Genomic DNA, 16352 nt, shown 5'->3' with positions numbered 1-16352 from the left:
CCTCCGGAGAGATCCGTCATGACCGAGCAGCAGCTCCCCACCTGGGCCGACCCCGACGTCGCGCCCGCCCACCTCGATCCGCAGGGCGTCTCCAGACGTGGACTCCTGCGCAGCGCGGGCCTGTTCGGGGCGGCGTTCGCGCTGTCCCCGGCGCTGGCCTCCCCGGCGTCCGCCACCAGCGGCAAGGGCCACGGCGGCTACGGCGGCGAGGACCCGCGCCTCGCCTACCTCGTCGGCGACCACCACATCCACTCCGTGTACAGCCACGACGCGAAGTACACGTTCTCCCAACTCGCCTCGAAGGCCGCCGAGTTCGGCCTCGACTGGATGGTGTTCACCGAGCACTCCAACTTCGGGCACGCCGACTTCGGCGCCGCCCTGGAGCACGGGGAGATCCTCAGGGCCCGCAAGGAGAACCCGCGTCAGCTGATCTTCCAGGGCCTGGAGTGGTACATCCCGGCCGCCGAGCACTGCACGGTGTTCACCCCGCCCGGCCCCCACGAGGTCGACGTCCTGACCCGGTTCGAGAGCGCCTACGACGGCAAGCTCCTCAACTACACGGACGGCGCCCCCGGCAACGCGAACACCGCCCGCAACGAGGCCCACGCCGTCAAGGCGGTCAAGTGGCTGGCGGAGCAGCGCCGTACGGGATACGTCGACGACGTCCTCGTCCTCGCCAACCACCCGCTGCGCCTCGGCATCGACTCCCCGCACGAGCTGCGGGCGTGGCGGGACGCGGCCCCCGAGATCATGATCGGCATGGAGGGGGCGCCCGGCGCGCAGGGCGCCGCGATCCCCGGCTGGCGGGGGACCACCTCGATCCGGGGCGAGTACGAGAACAAGCCGTCGGTGAACTCCTTCGCGGGGTATCCGGCGGACGCGTACCTCACGTACGGCGGTTTCGACTGGGCGACCGCGACGGTCGGCGGGCTCTGGGACTCGATGCTGGCAGAAGGCGGCCTGTTCTCGGTCACCAGCAACTCCGACGCGCACCGGATCGTCTTCGACACCTGGAAGAACGGGGACTGGCCGGCCGGCCGGAACTTCGACAACACCGGCAAGCTGCCGGACCCGGTGAACACGACGACCCCGCAGCCGGGCAGCGACTTCTGGCCGGGGCAGTTCAGCCGGACGCACGTCGGTGTCACCCGGTACGGCTACCGCGCGGTGATGACCGGTCTGCGCGAGGGGCGGGTCTGGGCCGACCACGGCCACCTGATCGACGGCCTGGAGGTGCGCCTGAAGCGGCAGCACAGCACCGGGCGGGGCGTCACCCTCGGCGGGCGCCTGCGGGTGCGCAGGGGCGAGAAGCTGACCCTGGAGGTCACGGTCACGACCGCGTCCCGCGTCAACCCCCACGGCGTCCTGCCCAAGCTGGCCCACGTCGACGTCATCCGGGGCACGGTCACCGGCCCGGTCGCCGACGCGGACTCCTGGAAGGCCCCCGACACGAAGGTCGTCCGCACGAAGGACGTCTCCGGGCTCAAGGGCACGTACACCCTCCGTATCCCGGTGGCGGTCGAGGACGACTCCTTCTACCTCCGCCTGCGCGGCAGCGACGGCAACCGGCACGGCACCGGTTACCTGGGCGCCTCGACCGACCCCCACGGCCCGATCCCGCACGCCCCGGGGGACGGGGACCCGTGGACGGACACCTGGTTCTACGCGAACCCGATCTTCGTGGACGTGGTGGGCTGACCTCTGCCGTCGGCGTACGGTTGGCCGTGTGACCACGGAAGAGTCGGTGCGGCCCCAGTCCCTGATGCTGACGTTCCTCGGGGATCAGGTGCTGGGGCGCTCCGTCTGCGTGTACTCCGGCAGCGTCATCGACGTGTTCGCGCGGGCCGGGGTCGGGGAGCAGGCGACGCGGTCGACGCTGACGCGGATGGTGAACCGGGGACTGCTGCGCCGGCAGCGGGAGGGCCGGCGGATGTACTTCGGGCTGACCGCGCACTCGGAGGCGGTGCTGCGGGACGGCGAACGGCGGGTGTGGCACACCGGAGCGGTGAACCGGCGCTGGGACGGCTCGTGGACGCTGCTCGGCTTCTCGCTGCCGGAGTCGTGGCAGCGCCAGCGGCACGACCTGCGCTCGAAGCTGGCGTGGCACGGCTTCGGCCCCCTGTTCAGCGGGCTGTGGATCGCGCCGGGTGAGGTGGACGTCTCCGGCCTGGTCGAGGAGCTGGGCCTCAGCGCGCACGTGAAGGTGTTCCGGGCGCAGGCCGACGACGGCACGGACATCGGGACGATGATCGAGGAGACCTGGGAACTGGGCGAACTGGCCGCCCGCTACCGCGCGTTCAGCTCCCGCTGGCAGCGCTGGGAGTCCGACCTCCCCGCCCCCGACGACGCCCTCGCCCACCGCCTCCTCCTCCAGACCGACTGGCTCCGCATCATCCGCCGCGACCCCCGCCTCCCCGTCCTCCACCTCCCCTCCGACTGGCCCGCCGACGCCGCGGAGAAGACGTTCCGCCGCGTACACGAACGCCTGACGCCGCCGGCGGAGGAGGCGGCGGAACGGCTCATCGAACTGGTGGCCGTACGCAGTTGAGCCCGGCCGGACACCGCCGCACGGGCTCCCGCCCCCGGACACGGCCGAGCCGCACCGCCGACCGGAAGCGTGGGCTCCCCCGCCGGGAGACAACACGAGGCCGCCCACCGGAGAAGGCCGCGGCACCGGCCGCCCACCAGGACCATGCGGTGCCGTCGGGAAGGGCCGTGAGGTCCACCGCCCACCGAAGCCGCTCCCGCCCGCCGGCCCGCGCAGGCTTCTCGATGCGGCCCGCCCGAAGACGCCCGCCCACACGCCGAGTTGACGCCCCCGCCCGCCCCACCCCGCCCAACACACCTGTTCCCGGCCGGAGTCGGTGCGCTAAAGCGCCAACAACCGTGCCAGGCAGGATGATCTGGGCCACCATGGGACATGACCGCAGCGTGTACCGCAGTTGACGGGGGCTCGGAGAAAGGCCGCGGAATGCGTACCGAGGTGTTGACGGGGGACGGCAGACGGCTGGCGGTGGAGATCGCGGGGGACCCGCGCGGCTTCCCCGTGTTCCTCCTGCACGGCACGCCCGGCAGCCGGATCGGCCCGGCGCCCCGCCCGATGCTGCTCTACCACCAGCGGGTCCGTCTGATCACCTACGACCGTCCGGGGTACGGGAGTTCGGACCGCCTCCCGGGCCGCGCGGTCGCGCACGTCGCGCAGGACGTCGCGGCGATCACGCAGGCCCTCGGCGTGGAGCGCTTCGCCGTGGTGGGCCGCTCCGGCGGCGGCCCGCACGCGCTGGCCTGCGCCGCCCTGCTGCCGGGCAGGGTGACCCGGGTCGCCGTCCTCGTGAGCCTCGCCCCGCGCGACGCGGACGGCCTCGACTGGTTCGCCGGGATGGCCGCCTCCAACGTCCACGAGTACGTCCAGGCCCTGGCCGGCCCCGACCAGCTCGCCGCGAGCCTGCGCAGGCGTTCCGTCGAGATCCGCGAGGACCCGCGCCGGCTGCTGGCCCAGCTCCGCTGGGAGCTCACCGAGTCGGACCTCCGGGTGATCGCGGACGCCGGTATCCGCGACATGCTGGTGCGCAGCTACGCCGAGGCCCTCAGCGTCTCCGCGGACGGCTGGGTCGACGACGCCCTGTCCTTCTGCGCGCCGTGGGGCTTCTCCCTGGACGACATCTCCGTACCCGTCCTGCTGTGGCACGGCGAGCAGGACGTGTTCGCCCCGGCCAGCCACACCCGCTGGCTGGCGCAGCACATCCGGGGGCGGACGGTCGTCCTGCACCCGCGGGCCGCGCACTTCGCGGCGCTGCGGGTGCTGCCGGAGATCGTGACGTGGCTGTCGGGCGGGCACAGCCGGCTGGAACCGGACCCGGCCTGACCCTCACACCGCCGGCGGCTCCAGGTCCCGGTGGATGCGCTTGCCCTCGCGCACGCTCACCGTGTGCGGGTGCGCCTCCCCGAGGAGCCGCTCCAGGTCGGCCTGCGCGCTCTCCTGCAACTGGTCGGCCTCCGGTATCCGGCGCAGCGCGCGCAACGTCACGGCCAGGTTGGCGCGCGAGACGATCGTGTCGGGATGCTTGTACCCGAGGGCCTTCTGGAACCCGGTGACCGCGATCCGCTCCAGCTCCTCCGACCGGTGCAGCTCCCCCAGTTCGGCGAGGGTGTTGGCGAGGTTGACCGCGCAGCCCAGCGTGTAGGGGTGGGCATCGCCGAGGACGGCGCGCAGGACGCCGTGGTTGCCCTCCAGCAGGGTCCGCGCCTGGTCGGCCCGCCCGCCGCCCCGCAGGAAGATCCCGCAGTTGTTGAGGGCGGCGAGGGTCGCCGGATGCCGTTCGCCGGGGGCCACCCGGTACTGGCGGACGACGTCCTGCGCGAGGGCGAGGGCCTCGTCGCGGGCGCCGGTGGCGTACAGGTCGGTCGCGTAGTTGAGGGTGCAGTCGAGGACGTCGGGGGTGGTGACCGGGGTCTCGCGCTGCCGGTAGTTCTCGCGGGTGCGGAAGGTCAGCGCCCGCGCCTCCTCGACCAGTCCGGCCTTGCGCAGCGACACCGCGAGGCTCTTGGCGCTGCGCAGGGTCTCCGGGTACAGCTCGCCGAAGAGCTCGGTGTACGAGGCGTGGCTGCCGCGCAGCAGGGAGATCGAGGCGTCGTACTCGCCGGTCTCGCGCAGGTCGCGGCCGAGGTTGGTGACGCTGATCAGGGTGTGGGGGTGCATGGCGCCGAGGTCGTTGCGGCGGCGGTCGTAGATCTCCTGGTCGACGTCGCGGGCCTCGTTGTAGCGGCCGAGCAGCCGCAGGCACACCGCGCGGTTGTTGTTGGCGCTGAGCGTGCGCGGGTGGTCCTCGCCGAAGCTCTCCTTGAAGCCGAGGTAAGCCTCGGCGGCCATCTTCAGGGCGTCGGAGAAGCGGCCGATGGAGCCGAGGTCCGTGGCGAGGCCGCTGGTGGTCATGAGGATGTGCGGGTGGTCCGGGGCGAGCAGGGAGCGCTGCTGGACGAGGGTGTCGGAGCCGAGCTGCTCGGCCTCGACGTACTTGCCGAAGGAGCGCAGGATGTTGGCGATGTGGAAGCGCAGGTGGAGGAGCTGGATACGGAGGTTGGTGAGGTAGAGGCGCTCCTCGGCGAGAGAGCGCGGGGGGCGTTCGCCGGGCGCCGGCGGCGGGGGCGCGTCGTCGGGTTCCCGGGAGAGTGCGTCGATGCGTGTCTGGGTGTCCTCCAGCTTCTCCTCCCACAGGGCGCGCAGGCTCTCCGCGAAGGTGACGGCGGCGGGGAGTTCGCCGCGCTTCCACAGGTAGCGGACGCGGTCGATGAGGAGCTGGCGGGTCTCCGGTTCGTCGCAGACGCTCGCCTCGGAGGCGTCGAGGTGCGGCCAGATCGCGGCGAACGTGGGCTGGTTCTCGGGGTCGTCGATGGGTTCCTCGCCCGAGGGGCGGGCCCCGGCGAGGATGCGGTGGACGACGTGCTGCGCCTCCAGCTGTTCGCGGGGGGTCAGCTGGGAGCGGATGACGGCCTGGACGAGGCGGTGCACCTGGATGGTGGACTGCTGGGAGCGGTCGACCTTGGCGAGGGCGAACCGGCCGATCTCGCGGATGACGCGGCCGAGGACCATCTTCTCCTGGAGCGTGGGGTCCTCGGCGGCCAGCACGCGGATCATCTCGTCGCCGTACAGGAGCTTCATGGAGATCGGCTCGGCGGCGAAGAACGCGCACAGTTGCAGCAGCCGTACGGCGGCCGGGGAGCGTTCCTTGAGGCGCTGGATGGAGACGTTCCAGGTCGCGGCGACGGGCTGCGGGTAGTTCGCGGGCTGGCTGAGGGACAGGACGTGTTCGGCCTGCCGGTCGAGTTCGACGAGGTAGTCGTCGACGGGGGTGGCGGTCTCGGCGAGCCAGGCGCCGGCCTGTTCGAGGGCGAGCGGCAGGTCGCCGACGGCGGCGGCGACCCGGTCGGCGTCCTCGGTGCTGAGGTCGGCGGCGCGGCGCAGGAGGTGCTCGACGCTCTCCTCGCGCAGGAACGGGTCGATCTCCAGGGCCTCGCCGTACTGGAGCCAGGTCTGGTTGCGGGAGGTGATCAGGACGTGTCCGCTGCCGCCGGGCAGCAGATGGCTGACCTCCTGGGGTTCGTCGGCGTTGTCGAAGACGAGCAGCCAGCGCAGCGAGGGGCCGGACTGGCGGAGGTGGTCGCGGACCTCCTGGGCGACCTGGGCGGCGTCCTCCCCGCCGCGCAGGCCGAGCCGGGGGGCGAGGTCGGCGAGCGCGGAGACGACGAACTCGCTGCGCTCGGAGGAGATCCACCACACGAGGTCGTAGTCGGCGGCGAAGCGGTGCACGTACTCCAGGGCGATCTGGGTCTTGCCGACGCCGCCGAGGCCGTACAGGGCGTAGGCGGCGCTGCGTCCGCCGGTGCCGCCGGCGCCGAGGTTGTCGCGCAGCCGCTCCAGGAGGGCGCTGCGGCCGGTGAAGGAGGCGTTGCGGGGGGAGACGTTCCAGAACCGGGGGACGGTGTCGGGGAAGCGGGCGGCGGCCGTGGTGACGGTGTCGTCGGTGAGTTCGGCGGGCAGCGGGGGTTTGCCGAGGGCGCGCAGGACGGCGGTGGCGGCGTTCTTCTCGTTGGTGCGGACGATGTCGACGCCGGGCCATTCGGTGAACGTGGGCGCGGGCCGGATGTCGCCGACGCGGACGGTGAGGACCTGGCGCCGTCCGGTGGGGTCGTTGCCGGTGGCGGTCTCCCAGACCTGGCGGGCGCGCGCGGAGCGCTGGTAGGCCGGGGAGAGGACGACGACGGTGCGGTCGGCGGGCTTGTCGGCGCCGTCGCCCTCGCAGCCCGCGTACTTGGGGATCACCCGGAACCCGGAGCGGGCCAGCAGGACGGCGATCCACTCCGCCCACATGCGGTCCTCGGAGACGTAGCTGAGGTGCAGGTCGGCGGGGAGGGCGGCCCGGGTGCGGACGAACTTCCGTTTGACGCCGAGGCGTTGCTCCTCGTCCATGCGGGGCAGCGCGGTGACGGCCTGTCCGGAGACGACGCCGGTGAGGCGTTCGAAGGCGGCGAGCAGGGAGATCGGGTTGCCCGCCTCGTCGGCGAAGGTCGCGAGGGTCTCCTCGTACGCGTAGTAGGGCCGGTAGGGGACCTCCACGGACAGCCAGTACGAGGTGAGCTGGTCGTCCGTGAGGCCGGCGGGCCAGCCGTCGAACTTGGCGCGGGCGAGCATGCGGCCGGCGTCGGCCTTCTCCTTCTCGCCCTCGTCGATGCGCATCGGAACGGGCAGGATGCGGATGTCGCGGGTGCGGAAGCGTTCGCCGATGTCGCGGGCGACGGCCGCCGCGCCGTCGATGGACTGGTCGCTGAGGGTGAAGCAGTCGACGAGGACGTCGGGCAGGTGGGCGGTGCAGATGTCGGCGATGTCGGAGAGGCCGGTGCGGCTGTCGATGAGGACGTAGTCGTAGTGGGCGCGCATGTCGTCGCGCAGGGCGTCGAAGAAGAGGCCGCCGCCGAGCCGGTCGTAGAAGTTGTCCCAGTCGAAGGTGGCGACGATCGCGGAGTAGTCGCGGTTCTGGCGGCCGGCGGTGACGAGGTCGAGGGTGCCGGGTTCGGGGAAGGGCCAGTCGACGGAGACGGCGTGCCGCTGGACGCGGGCGAACTCGCGGTGCCAGTCGGCGGGCCGGGACTCGCCGTCGTCGTCGGTGGCGGCCCAGGCGTACTCGGTGAGGAGGTCGATGACGCCGGTGGTGGCGCCGACGGTGGCCGGGTCGAGGAAGGGGTGGAAGAAGCGGTGCAGGCCGGGGGCCTCCAGGTCCCAGTCGACGGCGAGGACGCGTTTGCCGTTGGCGGCGAGTATCCAGGCGACGTTGGCGAGGGCCATGGTGCGGCCGGTGCCGCCCTTGTACGAGTAGAACGTCACGATGCGGCCTGCCCGGCCGCCCTGTTCGTCGAGGCTGTTCATCGCGGTCCCTCCTCCTCGGCACGGCGGCGGTCGGCCGGCGTTGGTCGGCTGCCCGGACGTCCCGGGCTCGTGCCCTGGCCCGCGCCGCCGAGCCGGAAGCGCTGCGGGCCGTCGCCGGACGGGGGGCGGGCGGGGGCCCGCCTGAGGTACTCGGTGGCCGCCCAGTGCACGAGGCGCGGCAGCTGGCGGCCGAAGGTGGCCGGGTCGGGGCCGAGGACGGGTGGCCGGCCGGCCTGTCGCTGGCGGCGGGTGCGCAGCGGGAGGACGGCCTCGACCTCGGCGGCGACGGTCCGGCCGTCCGCGTCGTCGTCGCGGTCGGCGCCGTTCCAGGGGACGACGACGCCGGTGGCGGGCCGGTCGTCGTCGGCGTCGAACACGCCGAGCCGGGCGCGGTGTCCGGGGTCGCGCAGCAGCCAGCGGTCCAGCAGGAGCACCTCGGGGCCGTCGGTGGGGCCGCCGAGGTGGTCGAACTCCCGTACGTCGGGCTGGAAGTCGAGGCGTTCGGCGATGTCGGAGGCCAGCTTGCCGAGCGGGTGCGGGGATTCGGGCTGGTAGGGGCGCCAGTCGAGGGGGGTGGGGCCGTAGTAGGCGGGGGCGCGGCCCTCGGGGAGGGTGGCGCGGGAGGCGGCGGCGACGCTGATGCGCAGCCGGCGGCGGGTGGTGGGGCGGGGCGGGGGCGCCGCGGGCCGCGGGGCGGGGGCGTGGGTGAACGCGTCGTGCGCGGCGTGCAGGGAGTCGAGGTCGTCCTCGCCGTGCGGGACGTCGACGCTCTCCCCGATGGTCACGATCCGCTGGGCGAGCCGCAGGACGTCCTTCTCGTAGTCGCTGCGGAAGGCCCGCAGCTTCGCCAACCCGTAGAAGCCGAACTCCCGGTAGCGGTCGGTGTGTTCGCGTCCCGGGTAGGGGAGCGCGCGGGCGCACGACGGGAGCCGTTCCTCGGGGACGGGCGCCCACAGCGCGGGGACGACCGCGCCGGGCAGCGAGCCGTGCCGGCGGCCGAACATGGTCCACTCCTTGCCGCACCAGGGGCTGATGAAGTAGCGGGGCGAGTACAGGGGGACGAAGACCCGGCAGCGGGCGAGGGAGCGGGCGAGTTCGTCGCTCATGGTCTCCCCGGCGCGCATCGACCGGTCCATGTAGCCGGCCGAACCGGCGGGCACGGTGGTCAGGTTGAGGACGACCTCGCACAGGTCGCGGAAGAGGCGGTGCACCCACAGGTCGGGGTCGGCGCGGTCGGAGCCGTCCCGGGGCACGTGGGCGTAGCTCAGAAAGAAGTACGGCCCGTCGGCCCGTTCCCCCACCGGTTCCGTAGGCTGCACACGCTCCCCCGATCCCCGTGCCCCCACCCGGACACTCAGTGTAGGGAGCCTGCCTCGTTTTGTGACGACTCTGTGAGAACCCCTCGGCCACGATTTCGGCCGAGCCACCGGGCGGCGTGGCCGACGGCGTCGGCGAGCGGGAACAGCGCGGCCTCCGCGCCGCCCACGGTCCCCCGTCGCACCACCCCGGACGTCCTCTCGAAGTCGGCCCCGAGCGCCCCGAAGTCCCGGTCGTCGAGGACGATGTCCTCGTACCGCCACCAGGTCCGCGCCCCGCCCCGGTCCACGACGCACGCGTACGTCCGCGAAGGCGCCCCGCCGGGCACCCGGTACTCCCCGAGGTGGAAGGCGCTGCACACCTCGAACCCGACGCCCAGCAGCAGGACCTGGGCGCCCGCCTCCTCCAGCCGGGCCAGCGGCGACCGCTCCCCCAGATGGCACGCCTCGTCGTGCCCGGCCATCAGCTCCCGCGCCCGCGCCCCGAGCGCCGCGAACGACGTCTGCGGATGGGCGCTGCGCTGCGCCCCCGCCGAGCACCGCACCGCCTCCGCGAGCCGCCCCATCCCCTGCGAGGGCGTCCGCTCCCGGTCGAACGCGGGCATCCGCGCCCGGAGTTCACGGATCTCCCCCTCGGTCATCCGGATGGTGCGCCAGGCGTACGACGGTGAGGTGTCGGAGTTGTCGGCGGTGAACGTCGGGACGACCACCGTCCCCCGGGGGCCGACGGCGGCGAGCAGCGCGCGCAGCACGGCGGCGGGGCCGGCGCCGACATGCCTGAGGGAGGCGTGGACCAGCAGCGTGGCCCCGGCCCGGACCCCGAGGCGGTCGAGCGCGGTGTTCACAGGGTCCGCCCGATGCCGTCGGCGAAGCGGCGCCCGAGCGGGGTGAGCGCCGGGGCCCCGGTCAACTCCCGCCACAGCGGGCCGGCTCGCCGGGTCCCGAGGAGGGCGTCGGTGGCGGCGCCCGCGTAGGTGCCGGCGAGCAGGGCCCCGGTCCGGGGGTCCTCCTCGTCGTACAGCTCGCATTCGTCGAGGAGGGCGTCGAGGACGCCGAGGCGGAAGCAGTGCGCCAACTGGGCGGCCACCTCCGCCGGTTCGTCGTCGAGGCGGGCGCCGAGGGCGGCCGGTCCGGCGCCGGCGGTGCGGGGCGGGGCGGTGAGGGGGGTGACGGTCGTCACGACGGCGGCCATCGCGGCGGCGGTCGCGGGGAGGGCGCGGTCGATCAACTCCCAGGACTTGCCGAGGACTTGCTCCCAGCGGGTGACCTCGTCCGGGGTGAGGCCGGGGTGGACGGGGGCGCCGAAGCAGTCGCGGTGGGGGTCGTGGTCGTCGAGGGCGATGTCGAGTCCGCCGCAGCGCAGCCGGCGGGCCGGGGGCCGGGGGGCGACGAGGGCCGCGAGGTGGTCCGGGGAGGCGGTGCCGTCGAGGCAGCCGAGAATCCAGGGGCGGGTGTAGGGGTGGGCGAGGACGCCGGCCAGCGTCCGCTCGTCCAGGGCCCGTTGCCAGGCCGTCTCCCACGACGGGCCGGTGGTGTCGGGGAGTTCGGCGAGGTTCTTCAGAAGGGCGAGGGTGACCGACTCCCGGCGGCGGGCCAGGGCGCGGACGGCGGTGCCGTCGTCGGTGCCGTCGGCGAGGGCGTCGAAGCCTTCGACGGGGCGGGTGGCGTCCGCGCCTGTGCGCAGGGCGAGTTGTTCGACGAGTTCCTTCAGGTCGGCGCAGTGCACGGACGGGTTGTCGAAGCCGGTGCCGTCGGCGCGGTAGCGGTGCGCGAAGAGGCCGCCGCCGCAGGAGCGGACGACCGGGCAGGCGCGGCACTCGGCGCAGAGCCCGGCGAGCCCCTGCTGCCGGGCGGCCATGCCGGGGTGGCGGGAGACGTCGTCGAAGGAGTGGTGGACGACGTCCTGGCCGGTGGCGGGGGCGCCGTCGTACGCGGTCTTCAGGGAGTCGGCCTGTTCGTAGCTGCCGTCCGTCTCGACCACGACGACGTCCGCCGCGTCGAGGCCCATCGCCTCGGTGTGGCTCGGGCCGCCGCCGAGGGTGCTGACGACGGAGTCGAAGAGGCGGACGGGCATGGGGGCGCCGCGTTCGCTCCAGCGGGCGTGCACCGCGAGCAGCCAGTCGGCGTAGGGGGTGGCGCTGCCGGGCGGGCGGTACGGCGGGGTGTGCCAGGTCGCGTGCGGGAGGAGGAAGTCGATGCGCGGGGGCGTCAGTTCGGCGAGCGCGTCGAAGACCTGGACGGGGTCGTTGCGGACGTCGACCGTGCACAGGAGGCCCGCGAACAGACGGCGGCGCTCGTTGAGCAGGGCGATCGCCGCGAGGACCTGGTCATGGCTGCTGCGGCCGTCGCGGTGGAGGCGGAAGCGGTCGTTGGCCACGCGGTCGCCGTCGAGGGAGACGCCGACGCGGACGTCGTACTCGTCGAAGAGGTCGAGGTGACGGGGCGTCAGCTGGAGGCCGTTGGTGTGGATTCGGAGGTCCGGTGCGGCGATTCCCCGTAAGGCGGCGGTGAGTTGCTCACAGATGTGGCGCAGCCGGGGGAGGCCCGCGAGCAGCGGCTCGCCTCCGTGCAGGATGACCTGGACGGAGGCGAGCCGGTGTGCCTCGGCGTGTTCCGCGAGTCTGCGCGCCGTGCGGGTGACGGTCTCCTCGGAGATCACCCTCGGCTTCGCCGACCAGCTCGCGTCCGCGTGCTCGTACACGTAGCAGTGACGGCAGGCGAGGTCGCACCGGCTGTGCACCTTGAGCACCAGCTGGCGCAACGGGACGACGGGATCGGTCATGGCGAGGCGGGAGGGTGGGGTCGGGGATGTCGGAGGCGGTCGGGCGGCGGGTCAGATCGAGGACTGGAAGGTGACGTGCGGTTCCCCGGCGGACCGGGTGGCGACGAGGGCCCGGCGCACTCCCCGGACGTCCCTCGGGTCGGCCTGGGCGTCACGGCGGGGTGCGTGGGCGACCATCGGCCTGTCGGCCGTTGATGCAGGGGTTCTTGCTGGAATGGTCACTTTGTTCCCTAGCGGCGGAGCGTCATGTGGGGCGAGATTACAGCTATCGGAACCCTGGCACAGTTCGAAGCCGCACGGATTGCATCCGATGGGCTAGTTCGGTGAATCTCAGGCAAGAAACCTGAGCACTCCCTGAATCACGGCGGCCGGTTTCGTTCCCCCTTCGACCTCGATCGTCCCGTCGACGGTGATCTGCACCCCTCCCGCCACATCCTCGACCTCCGCGAGCCGCGCGGCAAGGCGAATCCGCGAACCCACCTTCACCGGAGAGGGGAAACGCACCTTGTTCAGGCCGTAGTTGACCTTGGTGGAGACGCCCTCCACCTCCAACAGGCCGGAGAACAAAGGAATGAAGAGTGACAGCGTGAGATAGCCGTGCGCGATGGGCGCCCCGAACGGTCCCTCCTTCGCCTTCTCCACGTCCACGTGAATCCACTGGTGGTCGCCGGTGGCGTCGGCGAACGTGTCGATGGAGCGCTGGGTCACCTCGATCCACTCGCTCGTCCCGAGGTCGCCCCCGGCGAGTTTCTTGAGTTCGTCGAGGCCGTTGACGGTGATGGTCATGGAGCTGTTCCTTCGCTGTTGCCGAAGCGCTTGCGCACCCGGGACTTGAGGAGCTTTCCGGAGGCGGTGCGGGGCAGTTCGTCCGCGAGCACCACCGATTTGGGGATCTTGTACTTGGCGAGGCGCCCGGCGAGGGCCGCGAGGATGGCGTCCGGATCGGGGCGGGCCCCCTCCCGGGGGACGACGACGGCGCGCGGCACCTCGCCCCACCGCTCGTCGGCGACCCCGATGACCGCGCACTCGGCGACCCCTGGCTGGGCGAGGATCAGGTCCTCGATCTCGGCGGGGTAGATGTTCTCCCCACCCGAGATGATCATGTCCTTGATCCGGTCGACGATGTGGACGTACCCGTCCTCGTCGACCCGGGCCGCGTCCCCGCTGCGGAACCAGCCGTCGCTGAAGGAGGCCGCGCTCTCCTCGGGCAACCCCCAGTAGCCGGGCATGACATGGGGCCCGCGCACCACGACCTCCCCGGTCTCCCCCACCTCGACCGGCACCAGGTCCGGGCGGACGACGCGGACGTCGCTGAAGAAGTGCGGCACGCCCGCCGAACCGGCCTTGCTGACCGCGTGCTCGGCGTCGAGGAAGAGCGTCCCGGGGGACGCCTCGGTCATCCCGTACCCCTGGAGGAAGGTCAGCCCGCGCTCCTGGTAGGCGGCGATGAGCGGCGTCGGCACCGGGGAGCCGCCGCAGGTGAGCAGCCGCAGCGAGGTCAGGTCCGCCTCGGGCCAGCCGGGGTGACGGGCCATCAGGTCGAACATGGTCGGCACGCCGAACATGAACGTGATCCGGTGCCGGGCGATCAGCCCGAAGGTCGCGTCGGGGTCGAACGCCTCGACCAGGACGCAGGCGCCGCCCTTGAGGAGGACCGGCAGGGTCAGCATGTTGAGGCCGGCCGTGTGGAACAACGGGGCGCAGACCAGGGCGCGTTCGTCGGCGATCAGGTCGGTGTCGACGAGGACGTTCACGGCGTTCCAGATGAGGTTGCCGTGGGTGAGCATGGCGCCCTTGGGGCGTCCGGTGGTCCCCGAGGTGTACATGATGACGCAGGTGTCGTCCGGGGTGACCGGTTCGTCGACGGGGTCGAACGGCGCCTGTTCCAGGGCCTGTTCGTACTCCGCGCCGACTTCGAGGAAGGTCCGGACGTCCGTGCCGCCGGGCAGTCCGGCCACGAGACCGGCGTGCGCGGGGGCGTAGATCAGCGTCTTCGCGCCGGAGTCGGCGAGCTGGTAGGCGATCTCCGGTCCGGCGAGGCGGGTGTTGAGCGGGACGAAGACCGCGCCGAGCGTGCCGGCCGCGAACAGGGTCTCCAGGTAGGAGGGGTGGTTCGGGCCGAGGTAGGCGATCCGGTCGCCGCGCCTGAGGCCCCGGGCGCGCAGGGCGTGGGCGAGGCGGGTGGTGCGGTCGTGCAGGGCGGCGTACGTGTGCTCGGTGTCGCCGTGGACCAGGGCGGTGCGGTGCGGGGTCTTCCGGGCCCGGCGGGCGGGCCAGGAGCCCAGTCCCTCGTTGCGCATCTGCGGCCCCTCTAGATCGTCAGCAAACGGGCGGCGTTCTCTTTCAGGATCTTCGGCCTGACCTCGTCCTTGATCGGCAGCTTCGCGAAGTCGGCGAGCCAGCGGTCGGGGGTGAGGACGGGGAAGTCGGAGCCGAAGAGGACCTTGTCCTTCAGCAACGTATTGGCGTACTGCACCAGTTGGGGCGGGAAGTACTTCGGCGACCAGCCCGAGAGGTCGATGTGGACGCCGGGTTTGTGGGTGGCGACCGCGAGCGCCTCGTCCTGCCAGGGGAAGGAGGGGTGCGCGAGGATGATCTTCATCTCGGGGAAGTCGGCCGAGACGTCGTCCACATGGAGGGGGTTGGAGTACTTGAGGCGGATGCCGCCGCCGCCCGGGACGCCCGCGCCGATGCCGGTCTGGCCGGTGTGGAAGAGGGCGACGCAGCCGGTCTCCTCGATCACCTCGTACAACGCGTACGCCACGGCACGGTCGTTGGGGAAGAAGCCCTGGATGCTGGGGTGGAACTTGAAGCCCCGTACGCCGTACTCCTCCACCAGCCGCCGGGCCTGCCGCACCCCGGCCTTCCCGCGGAACGGGTCGACGGAGGCGAAGGGGATCAGGACGTCGGCGTTGGCGGCGGCGGCCTCCGCGATCTCCTCGTTCGGGACGGGCGGGGTGCCGGTCGCGGACTCGGCGTCCACCGTGAAGATCACGGCCGCCATGTTCCGCTCCCGGTAGTACGCCGCCGCCTCCTCGATCGTCGGCTTCCGCTTCCCCTCGACCTTGAAGTACGCCGAGGACGCGTCGTGCAGGTCGTCGGCGAGGGAGGAGTGGCCCCGGGAGGAGACCTCGGCGTGGGTGTGGACGTCGATGGCGGTGAGGGCGTCGACGTCCATGGCGGGACGGGAGGCGGGGACGTCTCCGCGAGAAGCCTGTTCCGCACTGTGAGAAGCCTGCTCCGCCATCACGCCTCCCCCACCTTCGGCGCCGGAATCCCCACCGTCTCCGGCTGGGCCCCGACCGACGTCCCCCACGCCTCCGCCAGCGTCTCCGGCGTCCATCCGCCGTCCGCGTACGCCGTGCGCAGCTCCTGCGGGTGGGACCAGAGGGAGACCTTGTCGCCGCCGATCCCGATCGCCTGACCGGTGATCCCCCGGGCCGCGTCGGAGGCGAGGAACGGCACGAGGGCCGCGCAGTCCTCGGGGGTCCCGAAGCCCTCGCCCTTGCGGAGGAAGCCCGGCAGCGGCTCCCCCCGCTTCAGCGCCTCGACGTACGGCGCGAACGCGGGGATCGTCTCGGTCATGGCGGTCGCGGCGACGGGGACGATCGCGTTGACGGTGATGCCCGCGCGGGCCAGCTCCATCGACCAGGTCCGGGCGAACGCGGCGATCCCGGCCTTGGCCGCCGCGTAGTTGGTCTGCCCGAAGTTGCCACGCTGCCCGGCCGGGGAGCCGACGAGGATCAGCGTGCCGCCCTCGCCCTGCTCCCGCATCCGGACGGCGGCGGCGCGGGCGCAGGTGAAGGTGCCGCGCAGGTGGGTGGAGATCACGGCGTCGAAGTCGTCGTCCGTCATCTTCCACAGAACCTTGTCGCGCAGGATGCCGGCGTTGGTGACGAGCACGTCGAGCCGGCCGAACGCCTCGACGGCCCGTCCCACGAGCCGGTCGGCGGCCTCGGCGGTCCCGACGGGCACGACCTCGGCGACGGCCGTGCCGCCGGCCTCGGTGATCGCCTTCACCGCCTGCCCGGCCGCCTCCTCGTCGACGTCGTTGACCACCACGGACGCGCCGCGGTCGGCCAGGGCGCGGGCATAGGCGAGGCCGAGGCCACGGCCGGCGCCGGTGACGACGGCGGCCTTGCCGGTGAGATCGATGCGCGGCACGGAGAGTCCCTTCGACAGGAGTCATGCGACAGGAGCGGTGTGGAAATCGAAGGTAGGAGCAATGATTGTTGACGTCAATAGTTGTTGCCGTCACATGAATGGTTCATGCTGGAATCGGTCACGCCACATCCCCCGCCAGATCCCCCCGCCCGGGGCCGACACCGAGGAG

The 16352-nt window shown here is 72.7% G+C and carries 12 protein-coding genes; 3 read left to right on the top strand and 9 right to left on the bottom strand.

Translation table 11 applies throughout. The features are described 5' to 3' along the window. The first annotated feature begins 18 nt into the window (after positions 1 to 18). From ABZX85_RS07470 to ABZX85_RS07460, 3 genes are all read left to right on the top strand, one after another. Positions 19 to 1698, top strand: coding sequence for a PHP domain-containing protein (locus ABZX85_RS07470; protein WP_355863425.1), 1680 nt, complete (start codon positions 19 to 21; stop codon positions 1696 to 1698). 28 nt (positions 1699 to 1726) lie between these two features. Continuing rightward, on the top strand, positions 1727 to 2548 hold the full coding sequence (locus ABZX85_RS07465; protein WP_355863423.1) for a PaaX family transcriptional regulator C-terminal domain-containing protein: 822 nt from the start codon (positions 1727 to 1729) through the stop codon (positions 2546 to 2548). 423 nt (positions 2549 to 2971) lie between these two features. Further along, complete coding sequence (locus tag ABZX85_RS07460; protein WP_355863421.1) at positions 2972 to 3865, top strand: alpha/beta fold hydrolase; 894 nt, start codon at positions 2972 to 2974, stop codon at positions 3863 to 3865. Positions 3866 to 3868: 3 nt separating this feature from the next. Here ABZX85_RS07460 and fxsT read toward each other — a convergent pair whose 3' ends face one another. The 9 genes from fxsT to ABZX85_RS07415 form a co-directional block, all read right to left on the bottom strand. After that, a complete protein-coding gene (gene fxsT, locus ABZX85_RS07455) occupies positions 3869 to 7921 on the bottom strand; it encodes an FxSxx-COOH system tetratricopeptide repeat protein (protein WP_355863419.1) in 4053 nt (1350 codons plus the stop codon). Continuing rightward, positions 7918 to 9240, bottom strand: a complete 1323-nt coding sequence (locus ABZX85_RS07450; RefSeq protein WP_355863417.1) for a TIR-like protein FxsC — start codon at positions 9238 to 9240, stop codon at positions 7918 to 7920. Before ABZX85_RS07450 ends, fxsT begins: the two co-directional genes overlap by 4 nt. Positions 9241 to 9275: 35 nt before the next feature. Beyond that, a complete protein-coding gene (locus ABZX85_RS07445) occupies positions 9276 to 10082 on the bottom strand; it encodes an AAC(3) family N-acetyltransferase (RefSeq protein WP_355863415.1) in 807 nt (268 codons plus the stop codon). Then, positions 10079 to 12019 carry an FxsB family cyclophane-forming radical SAM/SPASM peptide maturase gene (locus tag ABZX85_RS07440; protein ID WP_355863413.1) on the bottom strand — a complete coding sequence of 647 codons (1941 nt, stop codon included), beginning with the start codon at positions 12017 to 12019 and terminating at the stop codon, positions 10079 to 10081. Before ABZX85_RS07440 ends, ABZX85_RS07445 begins: the two co-directional genes overlap by 4 nt. 51 nt (positions 12020 to 12070) lie before the next feature. Beyond that, entirely contained in the window at positions 12071 to 12241 is a 171-nt protein-coding gene (locus ABZX85_RS07435; protein WP_355863411.1) for a hypothetical protein, read from the bottom strand. Between the two features lie 108 nt (positions 12242 to 12349). Further along, positions 12350 to 12805, bottom strand: a complete 456-nt coding sequence (locus tag ABZX85_RS07430; protein ID WP_355863409.1) for a MaoC family dehydratase — start codon at positions 12803 to 12805, stop codon at positions 12350 to 12352. Next, entirely contained in the window at positions 12802 to 14319 is a 1518-nt protein-coding gene (locus ABZX85_RS07425; RefSeq protein ID WP_355863407.1) for a long-chain fatty acid--CoA ligase, read from the bottom strand. The genes ABZX85_RS07430 and ABZX85_RS07425 overlap by 4 nt, the downstream gene beginning before the upstream one ends. An 11-nt stretch (positions 14320 to 14330) precedes the next feature. Further along, complete coding sequence (locus ABZX85_RS07420) at positions 14331 to 15197, bottom strand: amidohydrolase family protein (protein WP_355863405.1); 867 nt, start codon at positions 15195 to 15197, stop codon at positions 14331 to 14333. A gap of 68 nt (positions 15198 to 15265) precedes the next feature. Further along, positions 15266 to 16183 carry an SDR family oxidoreductase gene (locus tag ABZX85_RS07415; protein ID WP_355863403.1) on the bottom strand — a complete coding sequence of 306 codons (918 nt, stop codon included), beginning with the start codon at positions 16181 to 16183 and terminating at the stop codon, positions 15266 to 15268. Positions 16184 to 16352: the final 169 nt, after the last annotated feature.

It is taken from the genome of Streptomyces sp. NPDC004539 (genome assembly GCF_040610055.1).
In the GTDB taxonomy this organism is placed as follows: domain Bacteria; phylum Actinomycetota; class Actinomycetes; order Streptomycetales; family Streptomycetaceae; genus Streptomyces.
The sequence above is the reverse complement of the archived record's forward strand: the minus strand, read 5'-3'. Positions and strand labels throughout refer to the sequence as shown.

What these genes read in the sequence shown, in the direction of transcription:
- ABZX85_RS07470 (WP_355863425.1), top strand. Translation starts at nt 19, where the DNA reads ATGACCGAGCAGCAGCTCCCCACCTGGGCCGACCCCGACGTCGCGCCC.
- ABZX85_RS07460 (WP_355863421.1), top strand. Translation starts at nt 2,972, where the DNA reads ATGCGTACCGAGGTGTTGACGGGGGACGGCAGACGGCTGGCGGTGGAG.
- fxsT (WP_355863419.1), bottom strand. Translation starts at nt 7,921, where the DNA reads ATGAACAGCCTCGACGAACAGGGCGGCCGGGCAGGCCGCATCGTGACG.
- ABZX85_RS07440 (WP_355863413.1), bottom strand. Translation starts at nt 12,019, where the DNA reads ATGACCGATCCCGTCGTCCCGTTGCGCCAGCTGGTGCTCAAGGTGCAC.
- ABZX85_RS07430 (WP_355863409.1), bottom strand. Translation starts at nt 12,805, where the DNA reads ATGACCATCACCGTCAACGGCCTCGACGAACTCAAGAAACTCGCCGGG.
- ABZX85_RS07425 (WP_355863407.1), bottom strand. Translation starts at nt 14,319, where the DNA reads ATGCGCAACGAGGGACTGGGCTCCTGGCCCGCCCGCCGGGCCCGGAAG.
- ABZX85_RS07420 (WP_355863405.1), bottom strand. Translation starts at nt 15,197, where the DNA reads ATGGACGTCGACGCCCTCACCGCCATCGACGTCCACACCCACGCCGAG.